This window comes from Amycolatopsis cihanbeyliensis, assembly GCF_006715045.1.
Taxonomy (GTDB): domain Bacteria; phylum Actinomycetota; class Actinomycetes; order Mycobacteriales; family Pseudonocardiaceae; genus Amycolatopsis; species Amycolatopsis cihanbeyliensis.
This window is the reverse complement of sequence record NZ_VFML01000002.1, coordinates 1,129,833-1,148,694: the sequence shown is the minus strand read 5'-3', so window position 1 is coordinate 1,148,694 and position 18,862 is coordinate 1,129,833. Positions and strand designations below refer to the sequence as shown.

Here is an 18,862-nt window from a genome sequence, read left to right as displayed (position 1 = left end):
ACAACTTCTTTCTCTTGGTTGTTTCCGTGATCGTTACGGGGTTGCACGTGGTATGTGTGGATGCCTTCGACGGTGAGGTTGTGGACCGTGCGTATCGCTGTGTGGTGGCGGACGGCCACAACCCGCACCTGCTCGCCGTCGCAGGTGAGGAGTTGTCGCCCCCGTCAATTCAAGAGAATAGTATCTCAACATGCTTCCAAAAGATATAATATCAGTTATCGAAAGCATCGAAGATGGTCTTTTGAAGCACCTGATTCTTAAAATTTTACCGATCTGACGACCACTGAGACAAGACAGCATATCCTCGATCCAGTCACCCTGGCGATTCGAATCTCTTCGAATCAACATCGATCGTGGCAATTCCACCGGCATCCTTACCATCCACGATCGAGAACAGCAGGAGGTATCGGGGTACGCCCGCACAGCCCAGATGACGAAAACTTAACATCGCCAAAGGAGAGTCAGGCTCCTGCGCACCTTCTCCCTGTTGATTAATTCGGATACATTCGAAATGAAACACTTATCCAGAACACACCTGAAACCCGAAAATGTCGACCGAGCCCTTCAGGGCAGACCAAATCAAATTCCCATGATTCGGCATCATGAATAATTGGTCCTGTAACTGTCCAACCTGATGCTACGCGCTGACAGACTAGGAGAATGTGGAGCACCACGGCATCAACAGCAGCATCGGGAACTTGGGTCCAAAATGACAGAACGAAAGATTCCCGAAATTTCTCGTTTCGCTTTACGCTTTGAACCTCAACTTCTTCGTTGAGCAAGTCACTCAGCCTGTTTAGAGTTCGGTAAGCACTCTGTTCATTATTAGCATGTACATGCGCGCGCCAACTCAGTCGTGGCGGCTCACCTTTGGCCTGCCCCAGGCTTCTAGCTGCGGTCATGCCCTTCCCAACTTCATTGAAGTCATCGTTCATCTTTCTATAAGACTTTCTCGCAGATCTACATCTATGCCGACCTTACATTTTACCGATGAGTAATCTTACCGTCCAATGAGGTGATCTCAGCAAGATCAGGATCGTTGGTGCGTGAGTAGCGCCTGACCTGCTGGAGGCCGTGCGGGTGGGGTGAAGATGGGCGTGGAGTCCCTGGTAGAAGGTCTCTCGCCAAAGATGATCTTCACCAGAAGGACTCCACGTGATTGCCTATCGTGCCATCCTCGACGTGCCGCGTGAACTGGCCTGGTTCCTCAGCCGGCTCCTGCACGCCGAGCGTCGCGAGCGCGGCACCCGCCGCGGTAGCCGGGCGCTGACGTGTTTTCGACAGGCCGTGTTCGGGCTGCGCTGGTTCCGGGACAACCGCGACGTGGCCGCGCTCGCGCGTGATCACCGCATCTCGCGGGCGACCGGCTACCGCTATCTCACCGAGGTGATTGAGGTGCTCGCCGCCCAGGCGCCGGACCTGCACGATGCGCTTTGTCAGGCCAAAGCCTACGGCGCGCCGCATCTGGTCTTGGACGGGACGGTGTTCTCCACCGATCGGCTCGGCGAGAAGACCACCAGCGTCAAGGGTGAACAGATCGACGCCTGGTACTCCGGCAAGGCCCGCAAGTCGGGCGGCAACGTGCAGGCGCTGATGGACCCAGATGGCTTCCCGCTGTGGGTCTCCGAGGTCGAGCCCGGCTCGGTGCACGACCTGACCGCGGCCCGCGACCAGGTCCTCGGCGCGCTGTACTGGGCCGCCTCCCGGCTGGACCTGTCCACGCTGGCCGATCCCGGCTACGAAGGGGCGGGAATCGGTGTGCACACGCCCATCAAGCAGCCAGCCAACGGGCGAGCACTCGATGCGGACGCCCGGACCTACAACGCGCTGCTGCGCAGTCTGCGCTGCCTCGGCGAACGTGGCTTCGCGCTACTGACCGGGCGCTGGCGATCGCTGCGCCATCTCACGACCAGCCCTCGCAGGATCGACGACATCGTCCAAGCCGCCCTCGTGCTCACCCATTTCGAACACGGCCGACTCACGTAAAAGTCGCTGAGATCACCTCAATGAAACGTTGAGATGGGTGCCGTCACGGCTCAAGTGGCCAAGTTGGACTCGCCCTTGCCTGCTTAGCCCTGATCTTTCGCGTGGCTGACGTGCTGGCCTGATCGGGTTCGGATTGGGTTTTTGATGGTGTTTCTGGTCGTGGGGCGTGGTTGGCGGCCCGTTCAGCGGGTTGGCTGCCGGGTTCCACGGGCCCGGATGGATGTCCCTTCGTTGGTTGTTGGGGCGGGTTTGGGCTGGTCAGCCGGGGTGTAGGCGGGCGAGTGCGGTGGTGATCAGTCTGGTCCAGGGCCAGTGTTTGGCGAACCGGAGCTGGGTTTGCCGTGCGTGGCGGGCCAGCCGCGCGGTGGGGGAAAACAGCCGCAGGCGTTTGGGTTCCCAGCGGCGCGCGTCGTGGCCGTGGAGGGCGAGCGTCTGTATCCAGGCGGTGAGCTCAGCCGCGAGGCAGATGATCTCGATCCAGATCCGGTTGGCGTCGAAACCGTGCAGAGGTAGGTTGGCAAGCCCGGTGTCTTTCGCGGTGCGGATGCGGTCTTCGCAGCGGGCGCGGCGGCGGTGCCGCAGCTCAAGATCCGGCAGTTGGCCGCGGGTGGTGTTGGTGGCGAACGCGGTCAGCCGCAGCCCGTTACGGTCGGTGAACCGCAGTTGCGCGCCGGGGTGCGGGTGTTCGGCGCGGACGATGACGCGCATGCCGGGGGGCCAGCCGGGCAGGTCGATCAACCCGGTCAGCTCCGCCACCCACGCCCCGTCCCGGACCTGGCCGTGGCGTCGTAGGCGGGCGTCCACACATGCTCAGGGATCTTCTCGACCGCGGCAGCGGTGGTCTCGGTGAGGGTGAACCCGACCGAGTACTGCAACCGCCGCTGGTGGCAGTAGCGCACGAAGTCATGTGTTCCGCCGCCGGAATCGGTGCGCACCAACACTTTTCTGCCGACCCGATAGCCCGGTTGGAACGGCAGCTGCGTCAACGCGTCCGCCAGCACCTGCTGGTGATCGGCCGCGGTGTTGGAACCGGCGTTGCCCGGCCGCAACATCACCACCAGCGGCTCACCGGTCCCGTCGACACCGTGGTCGGCCCACGCACCCAACGGATGAAACCCGTACCCCTGCTTGAAGTTCGGTGCGGCGCGTTCCTTGTCCGAGTGCGCGGTCACCAGCGTGGCATCCAGGTCAATGATGAGCGGATCGTCGGCGTCGATCCCGTGATCGGGTGCGTGGTCACTGGCGCGTTCCCACGCCACACCACGTGCCGCGGCGCGCGCGGACCGGATGGCCGTCACCGCCGTGCCCGCGTCGTCGGCCAGTGTGGTGATCAACCGGGAGACGGTCGGATCCGACGCCACCCGCCCGAATACGCCCGGTTCGGCCCGCAGCAGGCCGACATCGGCCAGGCAGTCGCCGCCCAGCGCGACCGCGATCGCCACATCCAGCACGATCTTGCCCGGATCGTGCACGGCCAGGGGTTTTCGCCACGGTGACAACGCCCTCGACAACGCGCCCGTCAGCCCGACCGCGTCGGCCGTGCGCAGCAGCAACACCGCCCCGGCCTGCGACACGACACCCGAACCCGACCCGCCTACCACCAGCCGCGGATACGGCGACCTACACTTACTCACCTGAATGGTGCTCCTGAACCTGCGACCAATACGACCTTCGACAAGCCGTATCATCGCAGCTCAGAGCACCATTCTCCTTCCACGGCACGCCGCCAAACCCTCACTCCCGCGAAAGCCCGGGGCTAAGCGATACTCGGCGCACCAGAGTGTCAGCTTCGACGCCAGTAGTTCGGTCGCCACCAGTAGAGCGACGTGTGATCAGTCGGCCAAGGTGCGCTGTTGACACCCTGGAGCTCGACGTTGTCGACGGCGAGATCGATGGGGCGCCAGCCGTCGTCGACCGGCTCGGATGGGGTGGCTGTACGCACGAGACCGGTGAAACGAAACTCCATCGAACCGAGTTCGGCGTAGGCACGCTGCGCATCAATCAGTGCAGGGGTATTCGCACCGCCGCTCCAGTCAGGCCACCGCAACTGGACCGCATCGTCCTCCCAGAAACACACTTCGCAGATCTCGTGGGAGCCTGGCGGCTCAGTGAACATCAGATGCCCACAGCACGGGCACGGGTACTCCGCCTCCACGATCGTTCAGTGTCAGCACCTGACAGACAGGAGTCAACTCGAATACCAGACTGTCCTGAATGGCATCCAAGTCTGCGCGATCCATCTGGTCGCGCTGAATGTGGCGGTGTCAGTATGCAAGGTTGGAGACCGAAGACACCAACGACACAATGGAGGAGACGTTCTTCGCCGACTGTCAGTGGGAACTTCGAGGGGGCGACGTTGCGGGCCAGGCCCTACCGGATCGCCACCAACGACTGCTCGACCTGCTTGCCAAGCCTGCGGCCGGTGGCGAGGTGCTGCGGCTGCACCCAAGCGCCGTTCTCACCTTCGTGAACGGCCGCGTTCGAGATCGTCACCCCCGACAGGCGCCGCTGAAGCTGCGCGACGGCGAGCCCGGAGGACCACCGCCACCAGCGCGTGACCCCGTCCACTCATCGGCATGAGCGGACGTTCGCCTGTCGTCCTGGATGCTTTGCGGTCGGATACGCTGTCGATGCTATGGGGCTGCCGCTGCTGTACCTCGACGTGGATGGGCCGTTGATTCCGTTCGGGGGCGCTGTCAGGGAGTACGAGCTCGAGGCGGACGTGGAGCTGTGCAATCCGTTGCTCGCCCGGGTCAATCCGGCACTCGGACCCAGGCTGCTCGCGCTTGGTTGCCACCTCATCTGGGCCACCACCTGGGTGGACGAGGCCAATGAGTGCATTGCCCCACTGCTGGGCCTTCCGGCGTTGCCGGTGCTGACGTGGCCAGGCTCCTTCGAAGACGAGCACGACGCCAGGATAGGACTGCATTGGAAGACTCGCCGGATCGTCGACCATGCGGCGGGGCTTCCCTTCGTGTGGATCGATGACGAGACGACCGACACCGATCGGGCGTGGGTAGCAGCGCATCATTCAGGACCAGCACTGCTGCACACCGTGGCGCCCAGCGTCGGGCTCACCGCCGAGGACATCGACACCATCGCCGCCTGGCAGCATCGCGCCGTACAGGAAGGCAAGTAACTCCCCGGGCGCCGTGAGGACGGATGTGACCATCACCGGTCCGAGCCCAGCCGCGCCGAGAAGTTCGACCGGCGAGTGTCATCATCGCCCACGCCTGCAGCTGGCTTCGCGTCGTTCGGAGCCCCACTCGACGGACTTCGGGTGGGGCTCCGATCATGCTGGCCCCCGCACACCCGCCGTGAGCGATTCGTAGTAGGCGGCGATCTCGCCGAAGGCGCAGCTTACGTCCGCGGCCGATGACAGCCGCGGACGTGGGTACTGTCGGCCGCTGGTGTATGCGTCTAGTATTGGTTCGGATTCTCTCGGTGAAGGGGGTGGGTGTGGTGGCTGGTGCGCGGTTCGTCGGTGATCCGTTGGTTGGGGTTTCCGAGCGGTTCCCGCTGGCTCCTTCGGGCTGTGCCGTGCCGGCGTCCAGCGAGTCCCCGTCGGGTCCGGGGGCGAGGCCGTTCGGGTTGCGTTGGGTGTCCGATGTCGGGGTACCGACCCCGCCCACGTCGTACCGGTACTGCCCGGTGCGGCAGGTGGCGGTTGACGTCGTGACCGGAGTGCCGCTACCGCCGCTGGCGAAGCTGGAGTGGACGACCATCAACCACAAGGACGGGGACGAAGGCCCATCGAAGGACTACGATTGGGAGACCATCCCGGACTTCACTGGTTGAGGCGATGACGGTTCTGGTGCTCGCCCAGGAGTTGGACCGCACCGCGGACGGGGTGATCCAGGGACTGTCCGAGGCCGGTGTGCCGGTGGTGCGGATCGACCTGTCCTGGTTCCCGCAGCGGCTGGCGCTGGACGCGATGTTTCGCGACGGGGCGTGGGAGGGCTGCCTGCGTACTGAGTACCACGAGGTCGACCTGGCATCGGTCCGTGCCGTGTGGGTGCGGTCGCCCTCGTTGTTCCGGATGCCGGAGGGTATGTCGGCGGCGGAAGCCGACTACGCGCGTAGGGAAGCCAAGCTCGGCGTTGCCGGGGTGCTGCTGGCCCTGCCTGGTGTCTTCTGGGTCAACCGACCCGATCTCGCCGCGACAGCGGCGTACAAGCCGGTGCAGTACTCGGTTGGGGCTCGCTGTGGACTGCGTATTCCCCGAACTTTGATCACGAACAGGGATACAGCTGTAACCCGGTTTGCTCGGTCCTCGGCGACGGGTGTGGTGTGTAAACCGCTCAGTACCAATCTCCTGTTCGAGAACGATACTTACCGGATGGGCTACACCCGGCGACTGACCGCACCGGATCTGGCGGACCTTGCCGGCATCGAGGTGACAGCTCACCAGCTGCAGGACTGGGTTCCGAAGCTGCGAGAGTGCCGTGCGGTGATCGTCGGGGAGGACGTTTTCGCGGTCGCGATCCGCGCCGGATCGCAAGAGTCCTATATCGACTGGAAGGCGGACATCCAGTCCTTGTCGTTCGAGGTGATCGATCTTCCCGATCGGGTCGTCACGGCCTTGCGGGCGTTCATGTCCGAGCTGGGCCTGGTCTACGGAGCCTTCGATCTCGTGCTCGGCCCCGATCCGCATGATGAGCGGGGCGAGGTCGTGTCGATGCTGGAGTGCAATCCGGGCGGTCAGTACGGTTTCCTTGAGGCCATGGCCGGGGTGCCGATCACCGACAGCCTGGTCCGGCTCCTCGCCGGCGGAGGTATCCGGTGACGGCGGGGGTGACGGAGCCGACCTGGCGCCCGCTTGCTCGGCGGCTGGCCGACCGGCTGACGGCGGATGGTGACCTGCGGACCCCGCAGTGGCGTGCGGCCCTGCTCGCCGTACCTCGACACGAGTTCGTCCCGCGCTACTACCTGCAGGACACCAGCACGCGCCCGGCACGGTGGATCGCACACGAACCACACGACCCCGCCGACGTCGCGCGGTGGCTGGAGCTGGTGTACTCACCCACCACGCTGATCACCGAGATCGTCGACGACAGCGAGCGCGGCGTCCAGGTCCCCGTCTGTAGCTCCACCAAACCAGACCTGATGATCCGGATGCTCGAGGCCCTGCAACTCTCCACCGGGATGCGCGCGCTGGAGATCGGTACCGGAACCGGTTACAACGCCGGGCTGATGGCCCACCGGCTCGGCGACCGTAACGTGTACTCCGTCGATATCGACCCCGCGCTCGTAACCGCCGCGCGCCACCGCCTATCGGGGCTGGGTTACCGGCCGACGCTCGCCGCGGGTGACGGAGCCGACGGCCTCGCAGACCACGCGCCGTTCGACCGCATCATCGCGACCTGCGCGCTGCGCGCGATCCCTCCGGCCTGGATCGACCAGCTTCGTCCCGGTGGCCTCGTCCTGGCCCACCTCGAAGGTCCACTCGGCGCCGGCAACCTCGTCGCGTTACGCCGCGGCGAGCAGCCCGTCGTGCAAGGAAAGTTCCTCCCGTGGTGGGGATGCTTCATGCGCCGCCGCACCACCACCGGTCCCACCAGCGGGTCACACCGACCCACACCCACCACGCAGCAGGCCACAACCCGACCCAGCACCCTCGACCCGGCCGAACTCGACGGCGGGTTCCGATTCCTCGCCCAACTCCATCTCCCCGCCGAGACCTTCCGCAGCATCCGCCTCGCCGACGACCACACACCGGTGACCTACCTGCTCGCCCCCGACGGCTCCTGGGCCGAGGTCACCCGCCACGCCGACGCCTGCGGTCACTACACGGCGCGCGAGGCGGGTCCCACCCCACTCTGGACCGCCGTAGAGTCCGCCTGGACGGAATGGAACCACCTCGGCACACCCCCATGGCACGACTTCGGCATCACCGCGACCCCCAACGAACACCGCATCTGGCACAGCGACCCCGCGGGGCCTTCATGGAGGCTTCCCATTCCCACGAGACGACCGGCCTGGTGACCGCGTAGAGGCCCAGCCGTCGCGGCTGCTCAGTATCAGGCGTCTTGATCCTTCAGCGTTGCCAAGAACGCCTGGAACGCGCCATGACTTACAGGCAACAGTCCGCCGTTTCGGTCTTTAGTATCGCGGACATGCGCTAAATGTGCGGTCGTGGCGATCTCGATGCAGTTGTCATTTCCGCCCGAGCCTCCGCCGGTATAGCTGCTCTTGCGCCACGCCAAATCGTCGCTCATTTGTTCACCATCTCTTTTCTGCGCTTCCCGATGAGAACCGTCGAGGCGGCTCGGTGGCGCTGGGCGACGCACGGAGAGTTCGATCAAGATCTTCGTTCTCTCCGTGCGTCGATGTCCATGAGTTATTCTGTCAGGTGGTCGAAGTCACCGTTCTTTGCTCCAGCGATGAAGGCGCGAATCTCTTCGCGGGTGAACTGGAGGATGCCAGCGCTTGGGGTCTTGGAATCGCGCACGCCGACTGTCTCGCCGACCGTGGCGAGCTCTACGCAGTCCTTCAAAGGCTCGCTGAGCGAGGACTTCTGCCATTGAGCGCCATCAAACGCGCTCGGGTGCAGGTAGCTCTTTTCCAATGGACGTTCCTTCCGGTAGTCGTTACTTGTACTCGCCCGCCACTTTCCCGATGAACTCGATAGAGTCCTTCGGGGCCAGCGCGGCGGCCTGGAGGTACCCCCACAGCTGCTCGTATGCCTCCACTTGCTCGTACTTGTCGATGTAGCGCGACTCGTTGTATTGCTCAAGGAAAGCGAAGTCGAGCGGGGAGGCGATTCCGGGTCCAGGTACGTGTAGCAGCGTGAAACTCAACGCTCGGTACGTGACCGGGCTGACCGGATTGAACGGCAAGACTTGAAGCTGCACGTTCGGAAGCTCGGCAATCTCAGTGAGGTGTGCGAGTTGTTCGCGGATCAGCTTCTCATCATCGGCCTTTGGCAGGCATCGTAAACAGGACTCGGACAGTACAAAGCTGATGGTCTTGCCCTTGTCGACGCGATGCAGGATCGACTGGCGTTCCCGTCGGGCCGCTACGGCGTGTTCCACATCGTAGGTCAACCCGAAGGGATGTGGGGCTTCATGTAGAGCACGGATGTAGTGCTCCGTCTGCAGCAAGCCCGGAATGATCTCGGTCTGGTACTGGCGCATCCGGCTGCTGGCCCGCTCCAGGTCGAGGCGGAGCCTCATCGATTCGGCGAAGACGTTCTCGTAGCCGCCCCAGTCGCCGCGCTTACCGAGTTTGCGTGCCAGGTCGGCGATGACCTCGACGTGCTCCTCTGTGGCTCCGTAGAACCTCGCCAGCGCCATGGCGTCTCCGACGGAGGCCTTGGACTGGCCGAGCAGGATCCGGTTGATCTTCGACGCCTGGTTGCCGAGATGGTCGGCGGCCTCGGTGTCCTTCTTGCCGGACGCGGCCTTCAGCCGGTTCAGCTCGTTGATCAGCATCAACAAGGGAACCGTCCTGGTGATTGCCATCTGCAGCTGCCTCCAAGGTCACGGGTGCCGGTCTCCAGTATCGGGCAGTCGTAGAGCACATATGAGACCACCCGTTCGGACTACTCGCCAAGATGATGACTCCTATATTAGTCTACTCCTGTAGATAGGAGCTTCTAAGTTTGAGGGTTGTCACGCGGCATTGAACGCTAGCGCAGGCGCGAGCCTCGACGTGTCCGAGGCCGCGATGCGTACGAGTCATCCAGCTGTCTCTGCCGTGGCCCGCTCTGAACTGTGGAGCAGCTGCTCAAGCTGCGGCGAGGCGCGTTGGCGTCCGCCGTAGGTGAACGAGGTGCGCACGTCGGGATCCCCGGTGGTCGAGGTACCCGTCGTGTCACCGGTAGTGCGACGCGGCCACCGGTGCGCACCACCGCTGGTCCGCACGGCCGAGGCGCACTTCAGCCAGCGCCGCCGAGGTCGTGCGGACCAGCCGCCAACTGTGGAAAGGACGAATCAACCATGCGTCCGACGGTCATGGGATGGATATCGCGCGGTAGGCGCGAGGAGTTGGTGCCGTGCCGCGATGGGACCGGGCACCGGCAACGGCTCGGTGTTGGTCTCGACGCGGAGAACCGGGTCGCTCTGCGGTTCGGTGACGGCGAGGTTGCGGTCCTCGCTCCGCTTGATGTGGGCCGCTTGCGGGGCTACCTGGCTGCCGCGGTGATCGCCGCTGCGATGCGGCGACATGACGCTGTCGCGGCGGCGCGGGCTGATGAACGTGGCCGCTAGTCACGGCTGAGCGGCCGTTGCCCGATCGCTTACCGCTTGGCTTCTGGGATACCGGTGCGGTCGCGCTGCCGTTACGACGCTCGCCCCTCCGGCGGCGCGCCCCGGGACCCGTGGTCCGGCCCCTTACCCCGCATAGGGGCCGGGCCACGGTGAGACGCCGGTTGGCCGGGGTGCGTGGTCTGTGGCTGCGGCGGCGATGGGGGTGTGTTTGTCCGGCTTGTTGTTCGACGAGATGCGATCGGATTCGACGATGAGGAGGGGTCGGCGTGGTGATCCAGGACGCGGGGGTGATGGCGGGCTCTGGCGGCGATGATGTTGCCGGAGCGGGGCTGTCGGCGGTGTCTCCGGTGGTTGTGGTGACCGGGGAGACGTGTACGGGGAAGAGCACCGCGGCTGCGGCGTTGGGCGCTGCGGAGGGGCTGGAGTGCTATACCGCGTCGGATCGGCTGGTGACCGCCTTGCGGGGGCAGGGTAAGGCCGAGCGGTTGCGGTCCTGGTTGTCGGATGAGGCCGATCAGCGCCGCCATCCGGACGTCGACCGGGCGACCGATCTTGCGGTGTTCCAGGACGTTCAGGTGGCCGGTCGGCCGCTGGTGGCGGAGTCGGTGTCGTTGCCGGCGTTGCTGCCGCCGGATACGACGGCGCTGGTGGTGCGGCTGGCGGCTCGGCCGCCGGTGCGGGTTGCCCGGCTGGGCCGGTTGTTGCCGGATCTCAGCGTGTCCCAGTTGCGGACGATCCTGAGGCGGAAGGACCGTTCCACCGTTCGGGCGTTGCGTGCGGCGTGGGGTGTTCATCCGTTCCCGCCGCCTGCCGCGCACTGGACGGCGGATCTGGTGGTGCAGTGCCCGGCGCAGGAGCGGTGCCCGGATGCGCAGCGGTGTGCGGAGTCGATCGATGCGGTGATCGCGGCGGCGTACCGGGTGTATCGGATGTACCTGTCGGCCGAGGTTGCGGACGCTACTGGGGCGGCGGATCGGTTGCGGGAGGTGATTGCTGGGCGCCGTCATCATGTTCGGCGGTGTGCTCCGGCGTTGCTGTATCCGGACACGCCGGTGAGCGTGGCGCGGTGGAAGCGGCGATTGTGGACCGAGCTCGCCGGGACGCGGACGGGGCCGGTGTCATGACCCCGGCGCTGAGTTCCGCGGAGGTCGTGTCGCAGTTGGGGTTCGTGCTGGCGATCGACAACTGTGCGCGGGGGTGCCGGCATTGCCCGGCGTATGGTTCGGCCGCTCGGGTGGAGCGGGCCTCGTTGCGGACGCTGTCTCGCCGTCTTCACTCGGTCGCCGCGGCGCGGCGCCGGCTGGGGCTGTCTGCCCGGCCGGAGCGGACCGTGCACTGCTGGCGGATCTCGGATCCGCTGGACTGGGTGTCGCGCACCCGGCGGGACGGTACGGCGACCGCCGCTGACCTGGCGTTGTTGTGGCGGGAGCGCCTGGGTGGGCAGGGGCTGTATGTGGTGACCAACGGGTCGGAGGGCCGCCGGACGGCGCGGCAGGCGCTGACCGTGCTGGCGGCGATGCCGGTGCTGGTGTCCCAGCTGAAGATCACGATCACCCCCGCGGACGCCACTTGGGGCACCGAGGACTACGTGGCCGCTCTGGCGGCCGATGTGCGGATTGCCAAGCCGTTGTGGGAACTGCCAGCGGACCGCGGCGAGACCAGGGCGGACGCGCGGCGGTTGCGGCTGAACGTGAAGACCACGGTGGCCCAGGAGGCCGAGGCGCGCGAGGTGACCGAGGCGATCCTGCGCGGCGCGGGCCTGTCCCGGAAGTCCACCGGGGACGTGATCGACGATCCCCGGTTCGTGGCGTTCAAGCCGATCTACGATCTGGGTGCCGCGGACGGGGCGGCCAGCCCGGTGCCGGGGGCGCTCGACCTGGCCGAGGTCGGCACCGGCCGCCGGTACAAGCCGACCCCGCGCGATCGATCCCGGACGCAGTACGGCATCCGCCCGGACGGTCGGCTGTTCGCGGTGGACATGTACGCCTTCACCGAGACCGACCTGTCCGACCACGAGACCGGCCGTGCCCTGTACTGGGACGACCGGGTCGGCGAGGTGGCGGTGTCCGATGTGTGACGCCCGGCCACCGATGCTGCCGCCGTCCCAGTGGGTCACGGTCGACGCGGCCGGATGGCGTGAGCACCGCGACACCGTGCTGGGCCGCGCCTGCGAGCCTGGTGAGGCGGGGTCGCTGCTGGTCGGCGTCCCGGACTCGTTCACCCTCGCCGAACGGCTGGAGAGCCGTCCACGGTGGCTCGCCCCGGAGGAGCGGGACGGGGCCGTGTGGCTGCGCGACCTGGTCACCCGGCGACTGGGCGCGCGCTCCCGAGCCGCCAGCGGCACGGCCGCGGAGCACGTCCATGACCAGGTGCGGCGGGTGCTGGAGCTACCGGATCACGACGGGCGGCCGGTGGCCGAGACGGTGTGGAACCAGGAGGCGCCGTACCTGATCGACCGGGTCGCGGCCTGGTGCCTGACCGGCGATCCCGGACACGACCTCGATCCACTGCCCGCCAGCATCGACCGGAGCCGGGGCGTGGCCATGGGGTTGCTGACCGGCCTGGCCGCGCGCCAGCAACCCACCGATAGCGACGAGCTGTGCCGCTGGGCACTGACCGCCGGACTGCTCGACCTGGGTATCAAAGGTGGCCGGGCGGTATGCCAGCCGCTGACGATCCCCCGCGGTGCGAACTGGCCCGCCCGGGTGGCGGCCGCGCTGGTGGTCTCCGCGCAACGTCCCCGGGCTGTGGACCACCTGGCCGCCTTGCACACCACCGTGGGCGCCGGTGCGGCACACCTGGTGCTGTTCACCGACGACCTGATCGAAACCGCGGTCGACCTGCTGTTCCTGCAGCACCTACTCCGCCGCCATCCCCGGCTCCGGGTCACCGTGGCGCCGCGCAGCGGCCGCACGGACAACGACGCCACCCACGCCGATGTCCGGCTCCTGCTCAGTCATGCCGCGCTGCGGGACCTCGCCGCCGCCGTCGATACCGGCCGGGTCGCAGTCAGCCCGCACGGCCCGGCCACCGCGGCCGTCCTGCTGGACAAGCTGCACCCCACCGTGCTGCGGACGCTGCACGATGCCGACGCGGTCGTGGTGAAAGGGGGCCGCAACCACGAACTGCTCACCGGCACCCTCGACCGGCCACTGTGGACTGGATACGTGGTCGCGCGGGAGTTCACCGAGGCCCAGGCCGGCTACGACGCCCGACCGGGCCCACTGATGTTCGTGCACGCAGCCCCCGGCCAGCGACCGTGGTGGGGCTGGCGCGGCCGGGCGCACCGCATTCTGCCCGTGGCCGAGGACCGCGTCGTCCCGGCGTGCTGGACCACCATCGCCGACCGGCACCGTCGCGAGGCCGACCCCGAGGCGCAGCGCCGCGACCTTGCCCTGCTCCTGCGGTGCTGGCCGCAGCTGAGCCAGGACTATCCCGACCTCGCCCGCGCGGAGATCCGCACCCTGACCCAGGGCCTTGCCCGCACCAGGCTCGCACCGCACGACCGCCACCTGCTGCACCAGGCACGCCTGGTCACCGACCCTCCAGGAGCACCCTCGTGATCCACGATCAGCACGGCACGCCGGTGGAGCACGCCACCGCACTGGCCCGCATCGCCGCCGCACTCGACCGGCGCTTCCCGCACCACAACACCCCCGGCGACCGCCTGGGCCGGCTGCTGGAGGAACTCGGCGAACTGGCCGAGGCCGTCCTCGCGCTGCACGAGGTCGGCCCTGCCCTGCCGAACACCCCGACCGGCCCGTCCCGGGACCTGCTGCGCCTGGGCGCGGGCAAGGAAGTGGAGGACGTCCTGCGCGCCGCCGCCGGCATCGCCGGCCACTACGGGATCCCCTTCCACCTCCCCGCACCGGCCACCCGTACCCGCGGGGACGACCCACCGGGCTGCTACCGGTTACTGGCCGAACTCACCTCCAGCGCGGGCGCCCTGGCCGCCGCCGTACACCACACCCGGGGCATGGGCGTCAAGCAGGACAAGCACGGCACCGCCACCCCGACACACCTACGCGACACGGTCGCCGAGCTCGTGGAACGCGTCCTCACCCTCGCCGCAGTCCTCGACCTCGACGACGTGCTGTGGGCCTGTCTCGGCCACCACTACCGCGCCTACCAGCGCGACGGCTACCTCACCGGCACCAGCACCGACCAGGACCCCGCCGATGCGTGAGATCCTCCTGGCCCGGCACGGCCAGGCCCACTGCTCCGTGAACGGGGTCATCGCCAGCGACGCCTGCGGCGGCCTAACCGACCTCGGCCGATGGCAAGCACACCGGCTCGGCCACCGGCTGCGCGCCGAGCACGACCGCGGGCGGCCCGTCCTGCGGATCCACGCCAGCCCGGTCCTGCGTGCACGCCAGACCGCCCACGCCCTCGCCGAACACCTCGGCCTCGACCCGATCCTCGAGCCTGCCCTGCGCGTGCCCGATCCCGGCCCACAGGCCGAGGGCCGCCCCTGGGAGGAGCTGCGGCGCCGGTGGCCACCCGACCCGGACCGGCCCAGCCGCCCCCTGATCGACGGCGGCGAGTCCTGGTGGCACTTCCTGCACCGGACCCACGCCTGCCTCCGGGACCTCTTCCACCACCACACCACCGGCGGGCGGATCCTCGTCGTCGCGCACTCCGAGGTGATCACCGCGGCCGTCGCTCTGCTCACCGGGCACGCGGATCTGCATCGGCTGACCGTCGACGCGCACCCGGCCGGCATCACCCGGCTGGCCGCCGTCACCGAACGGCCGCACGTTCCGCTCCTGGCCCAGCGCTGGCATCTCAGCGCGCACAACGACCTCGCGCACCTGCTCGATCTGGTCTGGCCGGCCACCGACGAAGACGAGAACCCGCCGTCCACCGGCCCCGGAGAACGGAGGCCCCGATGAGTGACTCGCTGCGCCTCATCCGATTCACGCCGCGGGCCGGGGTTCCCCGCACGGTGCACCTGGTGCCACCACCGGCCCGCACGGGCCAGCCGGTCACGATCGGCGACTACGTCCGGGTGCTCACCGCGTTGTGCGGCCAGCAGTTCGCCCCCGGCGAGGCCGAGATGCTGTCCCACGCGAGCGAGGACCTGTGCCGGCGGTGCGCGGCCGCCGCAGCACAGCCACCGTCGACGGGGGAGCAGTGATGGTCCCGGTCGCGGCGCTGGTCGGCGCGTGCCTGATGGCGATCGCCGTCGGGTTCTGGCTCGGGCTGGCCTTCACCGGCCGAGCGCACCGCGGAAACCACAGCTTCCACGACCCCGCCGTATCCGTCCACGCCACCACCGCACGCGCACAGGCCACACACCAGCAGCCGCGCAGTGTCGACGCCCCGGCGGCGCACCGGGCCACCGGCAACCCCAACGCCGGCGGCCGCCACCGCCTCGTCGAACGGCCCCCATCATGACCACCGACCTGACCAGCCGCGTCCGGGACGGCGACCTCGACGCCTACGGCCACCTGTTCGCGACCCACCACGCCGACGCCACCCGCGTGGCCCGCCGCTACGCCGGTGCACAGATCGACACGGACGAGCTGGTGGCCACGGCCTTCGACAACACCCTGACCGCGCTCCTGCACGGCCACGGACCCGGGGACACGACCTTCCTGCCCTACCTCCGCGTCGCCATGCGCAGGGCGGCAGCACAGTCCCTCCTCCGGGCGCGGCACTGAACCTCACCTCGGCCGCCGTCGACGCACTGGCCTACCGCGCCCGCAACCAGCTACGGCGCTACTTCGCCGAAGAACACAGCAAGATCAACGCCGCCCCGGACGCCGAACAACGACGAGTACGCGTCCTGCGGCACATCGCCCCTGCTCAGGCCGGGGCAGGGAGGTAACCACCATGAGGCCTACCAACGGCGGGCTCTGCACCGACACCTGCATGTACGTGGACGAGCAGTCCACCTTCGAACTGGACACCGCAGGCAACGAAGCCCAGGTCACGATCGCCGGCCAACACGGCGACACCTCCTGCCTCATCCTCGCCTGGGGCGCCGTCGAACGCCTCACCCCACTGTTCGAGCAGGCAGCCCAGCACATCCCTCAGCAAACCACCACCAGCACGAGCCCGGACACATGAACACGGACCATCCGCACCGGGTCGGCGGTTGGTGGCGATCGAACCGGGACCTGCGCGTACATGCCTGGCTCCTACCGGAGCCGATCCCGTCCGTGCTGGAGGCGGCCTGTGGCCACCACGCACCGCCGAGCATGGTCGTCTGCACCGATGCCGGGCAGATCTGTATCGGGTGCGCCCGCGCGACCGGTGAAGCCGAGCGGATACCGGCCTGGGCGCGAAACCTGCCCCGGCGGCCGAACTCCGGGGACAGGCGGCTGCTACACCCTTCGGGTGACCGCTAGAGCATCGGAACCGGTTGCGCGCAGCTCATCGACGTGCCGCGCCCTGCACTGAGGGCGGTTTACGCAAAGTCGTCTACGCAGCGGAACCAACCCGGTACCATCCGGTGTCGAACCGGTGGGTGTCCGTTCGAGGGAGGGGACGTAGCGGATGTGGGTCGAGGGCCAGGCTGGTGACCAGCGCAGCGGCCTGCACGACATCGTTCGCGGGGCGGCGGCTCCGGTCCAAGCAGCCCAGCAAGCAGGCAGCTTCGCCTACGACGAACCCACCATGCGGGAGATCATCAAGGAATGGAACGGTCTGATCAAGGACTGTGAGGACGGACTTGATGGTTCCGCGCCGATGTCGGCGGTTCAGGGGCCAGGGCTGGATCCGGCAAGTACCGGCATGGCCGCCAAGGCCAACGACTCCGGGCACGATTACCAGCGCATGCTCGGCGAGATGCGGGAGTACGCCCTTGCCCAGATCGAGCTGTGCGAGAAAGCGCTCGGCGTGCACACCGCGAACGAGGACGAGAACGAAAGCTGGCTCGGTCGCCTCGTCGATCGCATCGAATCGGAACAGCAAGGCGGGGGGACGATCTAGGTGACGCGGCGTTGCACACGGCACGCTCTCGCCAGCGCCGCCGCCGGGGTCTTGCTGCTCACCGCCTGCTCCGGTACCGACGAGGGACACGCACTCCCGGTCGATACCGGCCAGGCGGGCTCCTCGAGCCGATCATCCGAGGGACAGTCTCCTTCGACGGAGCAGGCCAATCCGAGCACCGACCTGCCGGCCGCGGGCGCCCCGAAGGTCGAAACCCCCTTGGGCAACACGCAGCCGTTCCAGGACGACCCATGCAGCGTCCTGACCGCGAGCCAGACCGGGCAAGCAATCCGCAGGACCGGCCGGCCCGATGTGCACCTGGCGAGACGACGCCAACATCGCAGGCGGGCGAGCGAGCATCCACTGGGTGACCAAAGGCGAACACCGTGGCCTCACCGACTTCTACGCTGGCAGGCAACAGTACGAGCTGTTCGAACCCCTCGAACCCCTCGGCGGCAACCCGACACTGGCGTACGGCTCGTACAACGGCCGCGACACCGGCTTCTGCCAGGTCCTCGTCGGAGCCACCGACGAACTCGCATTCCAAGTCGGCATCGGACAGTCCAGGGACAAGATCGGCACGGTCGATCCCTGCCAGGTCGCCCGGCGAGTCGGCGGAATGATGCTGGAAACCATGCGGGGTGGTTCGTGATGTCGAACATCGGCAATCTCATCGGCGACATCCTCGGCACCGGCCTGACGCCGGAAGAGATCTACGAGCAGATCACCAACGGCCCGGGCCCTGGCTCGCTGTCCGACGCGCAGGACACGGCGCGGAGTCAAGCCGAACTCCAGCAAGCGATCAACGACCGGGTGGCCAGGTTGCACCGCCTGATGGCCTCTGGCTGGCAAGGCGACGCCGGGCAGGCCGCCAGCAACGCGGCCACACCCGTCGCGGAAGTCGCCCAGCAGGCCACCCACGAGTTGCGCAAATCGCAGGATCTGCACCTCATGCAGGCCGAGGCGTACACCCACGCCCGGAACACCGTGGTACCGATGCCACCCGATCCCGCACGACCAGACTTCATCAACACCCCGTACCCGATGCTGACCGACCTGGCCGAACAGGCACGTGCCTACCAGCAAGCCGCCGAGACGAACAAGACGGCGTACGAGGGCTACCACGGCACCAGCGGCCAGGTAAGCGACACGATGCCTACCAGCTACGGCATGCTGATGGCCTCGACCAGTGACACCACCATCACCCTCAAGAAACCGGACAGCGTCGGAAGCGACGGGGGCGTAGTGAGTCCTCCACCGGACGTGCGAGGGGACTCACCACACAGCCCGCACAGGAACGCTGGCCCAGTGCCGAACGGTGACGGCGGCTACGTGCCTTCGCCACAAGATCGCCATCGCGAGACCCCCGCCCCGCCGGTACCCGGCAACGGAACACCGAACGAGCCGCCCGCGGCGCGAGGCGACGACAACACGCGCGCAGCGGGCTACGCGCCCCGCCCAGCACCGGCGGCCAGCTCCCCACGACCGGACCGGGACCTGGCACCAGCACCGGCGGTCCTGGCCAAGGCGGCGGCCAGGGTGGTGGCACGTCCGCCGGCCCGATCGCAGGAGCGGGTCGGGTAGCCAGCGGCCCGCACGGCTCCGGCCGCCTGAATCCGGGCGAGCCGGGCAAGGGCGCGGGCAACCTCGGGCAAGGCCGTGGCACGGGAGCCGCAGTACCCGGCAGCGGCCGCAGTCCCAGCACGGGCGGCCCGACCGCAGGCACTGCC

25 protein-coding genes and 2 pseudogenes are annotated in these 18,862 nt (G+C 67.5%); 20 read left to right on the top strand and 7 right to left on the bottom strand.

The genetic code is table 11. From position 1 onward, the window contains the following. Positions 1–209: hypothetical protein (locus FB471_RS34690; protein ID WP_211358313.1), on the top strand; the 209-nt coding region annotated here is incomplete at its 5' end. A 282-nt stretch (positions 210–491) separates the two neighbouring features. Here FB471_RS34690 and FB471_RS33885 read toward each other — a convergent pair. Beyond that, complete coding sequence (locus FB471_RS33885; RefSeq protein ID WP_142003874.1) at positions 492–935, bottom strand: hypothetical protein; 444 nt, start codon at positions 933–935, stop codon at positions 492–494. A gap of 220 nt (positions 936–1,155) precedes the next feature. On the opposite strand from FB471_RS33885, the gene FB471_RS33880 reads away from it, so the two are divergent. Continuing rightward, positions 1,156–1,986, top strand: a complete 831-nt coding sequence (locus FB471_RS33880; RefSeq protein ID WP_142003522.1) for a transposase family protein — start codon at positions 1,156–1,158, stop codon at positions 1,984–1,986. Between the two features lie 12 nt (positions 1,987–1,998). Here FB471_RS33880 and FB471_RS36065 read toward each other — a convergent pair whose 3' ends face one another. The 3 genes and pseudogenes from FB471_RS36065 to FB471_RS33870 all read right to left on the bottom strand — a co-directional run bounded on the left by FB471_RS36065 (position 1,999) and on the right by FB471_RS33870 (position 4,141). Further along, a complete protein-coding gene (locus tag FB471_RS36065; RefSeq protein ID WP_483964217.1) occupies positions 1,999–2,172 on the bottom strand; it encodes a hypothetical protein in 174 nt (57 codons plus the stop codon). A gap of 72 nt (positions 2,173–2,244) precedes the next feature. Continuing rightward, positions 2,245–3,620, bottom strand: a pseudogene (locus FB471_RS33875) (IS1380 family transposase). Between the two features lie 149 nt (positions 3,621–3,769). Next, positions 3,770–4,141: a CPCC family cysteine-rich protein gene (locus FB471_RS33870; protein WP_142003873.1), complete on the bottom strand. Its 372-nt coding sequence runs from the start codon at positions 4,139–4,141 to the stop codon at positions 3,770–3,772. A gap of 122 nt (positions 4,142–4,263) precedes the next feature. Between FB471_RS33870 and FB471_RS34685 the strand changes: the two genes are divergently transcribed. The 5 genes from FB471_RS34685 (at position 4,264) to FB471_RS33845 (ending at position 7,971) form a co-directional block, all read left to right on the top strand. Continuing rightward, on the top strand, positions 4,264–4,566 hold the full coding sequence (locus FB471_RS34685; RefSeq protein ID WP_211358312.1) for a hypothetical protein: 303 nt from the start codon (positions 4,264–4,266) through the stop codon (positions 4,564–4,566). Positions 4,567–4,621: 55 nt separating this feature from the next. After that, the gene (locus FB471_RS33860; protein ID WP_142003871.1) at positions 4,622–5,125 is read left to right on the top strand and encodes an HAD domain-containing protein; all 504 of its coding nucleotides are present in this window, start codon (positions 4,622–4,624) and stop codon (positions 5,123–5,125) included. Positions 5,126–5,361: 236 nt separating this feature from the next. Further along, complete coding sequence (gene tgmA / locus FB471_RS33855; RefSeq protein ID WP_142003870.1) at positions 5,362–5,784, top strand: putative ATP-grasp-modified RiPP; 423 nt, start codon at positions 5,362–5,364, stop codon at positions 5,782–5,784. A 4-nt stretch (positions 5,785–5,788) separates the two neighbouring features. Next, positions 5,789–6,772, top strand: a complete 984-nt coding sequence (locus tag FB471_RS33850; RefSeq protein ID WP_142003869.1) for an MvdC/MvdD family ATP grasp protein — start codon at positions 5,789–5,791, stop codon at positions 6,770–6,772. Then, a complete protein-coding gene (locus FB471_RS33845) occupies positions 6,769–7,971 on the top strand; it encodes a methyltransferase domain-containing protein (protein WP_142003868.1) in 1,203 nt (400 codons plus the stop codon). The genes FB471_RS33850 and FB471_RS33845 overlap by 4 nt, the downstream gene beginning before the upstream one ends. 35 nt (positions 7,972–8,006) lie before the next feature. On the opposite strand, the gene FB471_RS33840 is transcribed toward FB471_RS33845, so the two are convergent. The 3 genes from FB471_RS33840 to FB471_RS33830 form a co-directional block, all read right to left on the bottom strand. Beyond that, on the bottom strand, positions 8,007–8,204 hold the full coding sequence (locus tag FB471_RS33840) for a DUF397 domain-containing protein (protein ID WP_142003867.1): 198 nt from the start codon (positions 8,202–8,204) through the stop codon (positions 8,007–8,009). A gap of 122 nt (positions 8,205–8,326) precedes the next feature. After that, the gene (locus FB471_RS33835; RefSeq protein ID WP_142003866.1) at positions 8,327–8,554 is read right to left on the bottom strand and encodes a DUF397 domain-containing protein; all 228 of its coding nucleotides are present in this window, start codon (positions 8,552–8,554) and stop codon (positions 8,327–8,329) included. Between the two features lie 22 nt (positions 8,555–8,576). Then, the gene (locus FB471_RS33830) at positions 8,577–9,449 is read right to left on the bottom strand and encodes a helix-turn-helix domain-containing protein (protein WP_142003865.1); all 873 of its coding nucleotides are present in this window, start codon (positions 9,447–9,449) and stop codon (positions 8,577–8,579) included. A gap of 1,196 nt (positions 9,450–10,645) precedes the next feature. Between FB471_RS33830 and FB471_RS33820 the strand changes: the two genes are divergently transcribed. The 13 genes and pseudogenes from FB471_RS33820 to FB471_RS33760 all read left to right on the top strand — a co-directional run bounded on the left by FB471_RS33820 (position 10,646) and on the right by FB471_RS33760 (position 18,716). Further along, positions 10,646–11,320, top strand: a complete 675-nt coding sequence (locus tag FB471_RS33820) for a hypothetical protein (protein WP_142003864.1) — start codon at positions 10,646–10,648, stop codon at positions 11,318–11,320. After that, on the top strand, positions 11,263–12,273 hold the full coding sequence (locus FB471_RS33815; RefSeq protein WP_170221087.1) for a hypothetical protein: 1,011 nt from the start codon (positions 11,263–11,265) through the stop codon (positions 12,271–12,273). Before FB471_RS33820 ends, FB471_RS33815 begins: the two co-directional genes overlap by 58 nt. Further along, positions 12,266–13,759 carry an ARMT1-like domain-containing protein gene (locus FB471_RS33810; protein ID WP_142003862.1) on the top strand — a complete coding sequence of 498 codons (1,494 nt, stop codon included), beginning with the start codon at positions 12,266–12,268 and terminating at the stop codon, positions 13,757–13,759. The genes FB471_RS33815 and FB471_RS33810 overlap by 8 nt, the downstream gene beginning before the upstream one ends. After that, the gene (locus FB471_RS33805; RefSeq protein ID WP_142003861.1) at positions 13,756–14,382 is read left to right on the top strand and encodes a hypothetical protein; all 627 of its coding nucleotides are present in this window, start codon (positions 13,756–13,758) and stop codon (positions 14,380–14,382) included. Before FB471_RS33810 ends, FB471_RS33805 begins: the two co-directional genes overlap by 4 nt. Continuing rightward, positions 14,375–15,088, top strand: coding sequence for a histidine phosphatase family protein (locus FB471_RS33800; RefSeq protein ID WP_142003860.1), 714 nt, complete (start codon positions 14,375–14,377; stop codon positions 15,086–15,088). The genes FB471_RS33805 and FB471_RS33800 overlap by 8 nt, the downstream gene beginning before the upstream one ends. Continuing rightward, positions 15,085–15,333: a hypothetical protein gene (locus tag FB471_RS33795; RefSeq protein WP_142003859.1), complete on the top strand. Its 249-nt coding sequence runs from the start codon at positions 15,085–15,087 to the stop codon at positions 15,331–15,333. The genes FB471_RS33800 and FB471_RS33795 overlap by 4 nt, the downstream gene beginning before the upstream one ends. Then, the gene (locus FB471_RS33790; protein WP_142003858.1) at positions 15,333–15,593 is read left to right on the top strand and encodes a hypothetical protein; all 261 of its coding nucleotides are present in this window, start codon (positions 15,333–15,335) and stop codon (positions 15,591–15,593) included. The genes FB471_RS33795 and FB471_RS33790 overlap by 1 nt, the downstream gene beginning before the upstream one ends. After that, positions 15,590–15,859 carry an RNA polymerase sigma factor gene (locus FB471_RS33785; RefSeq protein ID WP_142003857.1) on the top strand — a complete coding sequence of 90 codons (270 nt, stop codon included), beginning with the start codon at positions 15,590–15,592 and terminating at the stop codon, positions 15,857–15,859. Before FB471_RS33790 ends, FB471_RS33785 begins: the two co-directional genes overlap by 4 nt. 172 nt (positions 15,860–16,031) lie before the next feature. Continuing rightward, positions 16,032–16,268, top strand: a complete 237-nt coding sequence (locus FB471_RS33780; RefSeq protein WP_142003856.1) for a hypothetical protein — start codon at positions 16,032–16,034, stop codon at positions 16,266–16,268. Beyond that, entirely contained in the window at positions 16,265–16,549 is a 285-nt protein-coding gene (locus tag FB471_RS33775; RefSeq protein ID WP_142003855.1) for a hypothetical protein, read from the top strand. The genes FB471_RS33780 and FB471_RS33775 overlap by 4 nt, the downstream gene beginning before the upstream one ends. A 148-nt stretch (positions 16,550–16,697) precedes the next feature. Further along, the gene (locus FB471_RS33770; RefSeq protein ID WP_142003854.1) at positions 16,698–17,132 is read left to right on the top strand and encodes a hypothetical protein; all 435 of its coding nucleotides are present in this window, start codon (positions 16,698–16,700) and stop codon (positions 17,130–17,132) included. Between the two features lie 286 nt (positions 17,133–17,418). Continuing rightward, positions 17,419–17,784, top strand: a pseudogene (locus tag FB471_RS33765) (DUF3558 family protein); the annotation flags it as partial. Continuing rightward, a complete protein-coding gene (locus FB471_RS33760; RefSeq protein WP_142003852.1) occupies positions 17,784–18,716 on the top strand; it encodes a PPE domain-containing protein in 933 nt (310 codons plus the stop codon). The pseudogene FB471_RS33765 and the gene FB471_RS33760, both read left to right, overlap by 1 nt. The last annotated feature ends 146 nt before the right edge of the window (positions 18,717–18,862 follow it).

Excerpts from the sequence above, each read along its gene's own strand:
- FB471_RS33885 (WP_142003874.1), bottom strand. The coding sequence starts at position 935 with ATGAACGATGACTTCAATGAAGTTGGGAAGGGCATGACCGCAGCTAGA.
- FB471_RS33860 (WP_142003871.1), top strand. The coding sequence starts at position 4,622 with ATGGGGCTGCCGCTGCTGTACCTCGACGTGGATGGGCCGTTGATTCCG.
- tgmA (WP_142003870.1), top strand. The coding sequence starts at position 5,362 with ATGACAGCCGCGGACGTGGGTACTGTCGGCCGCTGGTGTATGCGTCTA.
- FB471_RS33850 (WP_142003869.1), top strand. The coding sequence starts at position 5,789 with ATGACGGTTCTGGTGCTCGCCCAGGAGTTGGACCGCACCGCGGACGGG.
- FB471_RS33840 (WP_142003867.1), bottom strand. The coding sequence starts at position 8,204 with ATGAGCGACGATTTGGCGTGGCGCAAGAGCAGCTATACCGGCGGAGGC.
- FB471_RS33830 (WP_142003865.1), bottom strand. The coding sequence starts at position 9,449 with ATGGCAATCACCAGGACGGTTCCCTTGTTGATGCTGATCAACGAGCTG.
- FB471_RS33810 (WP_142003862.1), top strand. The coding sequence starts at position 12,266 with ATGTGTGACGCCCGGCCACCGATGCTGCCGCCGTCCCAGTGGGTCACG.
- FB471_RS33800 (WP_142003860.1), top strand. The coding sequence starts at position 14,375 with ATGCGTGAGATCCTCCTGGCCCGGCACGGCCAGGCCCACTGCTCCGTG.
- FB471_RS33795 (WP_142003859.1), top strand. The coding sequence starts at position 15,085 with ATGAGTGACTCGCTGCGCCTCATCCGATTCACGCCGCGGGCCGGGGTT.
- FB471_RS33790 (WP_142003858.1), top strand. The coding sequence starts at position 15,333 with ATGGTCCCGGTCGCGGCGCTGGTCGGCGCGTGCCTGATGGCGATCGCC.
- FB471_RS33785 (WP_142003857.1), top strand. The coding sequence starts at position 15,590 with ATGACCACCGACCTGACCAGCCGCGTCCGGGACGGCGACCTCGACGCC.
- FB471_RS33780 (WP_142003856.1), top strand. The coding sequence starts at position 16,032 with ATGAGGCCTACCAACGGCGGGCTCTGCACCGACACCTGCATGTACGTG.
- FB471_RS33775 (WP_142003855.1), top strand. The coding sequence starts at position 16,265 with ATGAACACGGACCATCCGCACCGGGTCGGCGGTTGGTGGCGATCGAAC.
- FB471_RS33770 (WP_142003854.1), top strand. The coding sequence starts at position 16,698 with ATGTGGGTCGAGGGCCAGGCTGGTGACCAGCGCAGCGGCCTGCACGAC.
- FB471_RS33760 (WP_142003852.1), top strand. The coding sequence starts at position 17,784 with ATGTCGAACATCGGCAATCTCATCGGCGACATCCTCGGCACCGGCCTG.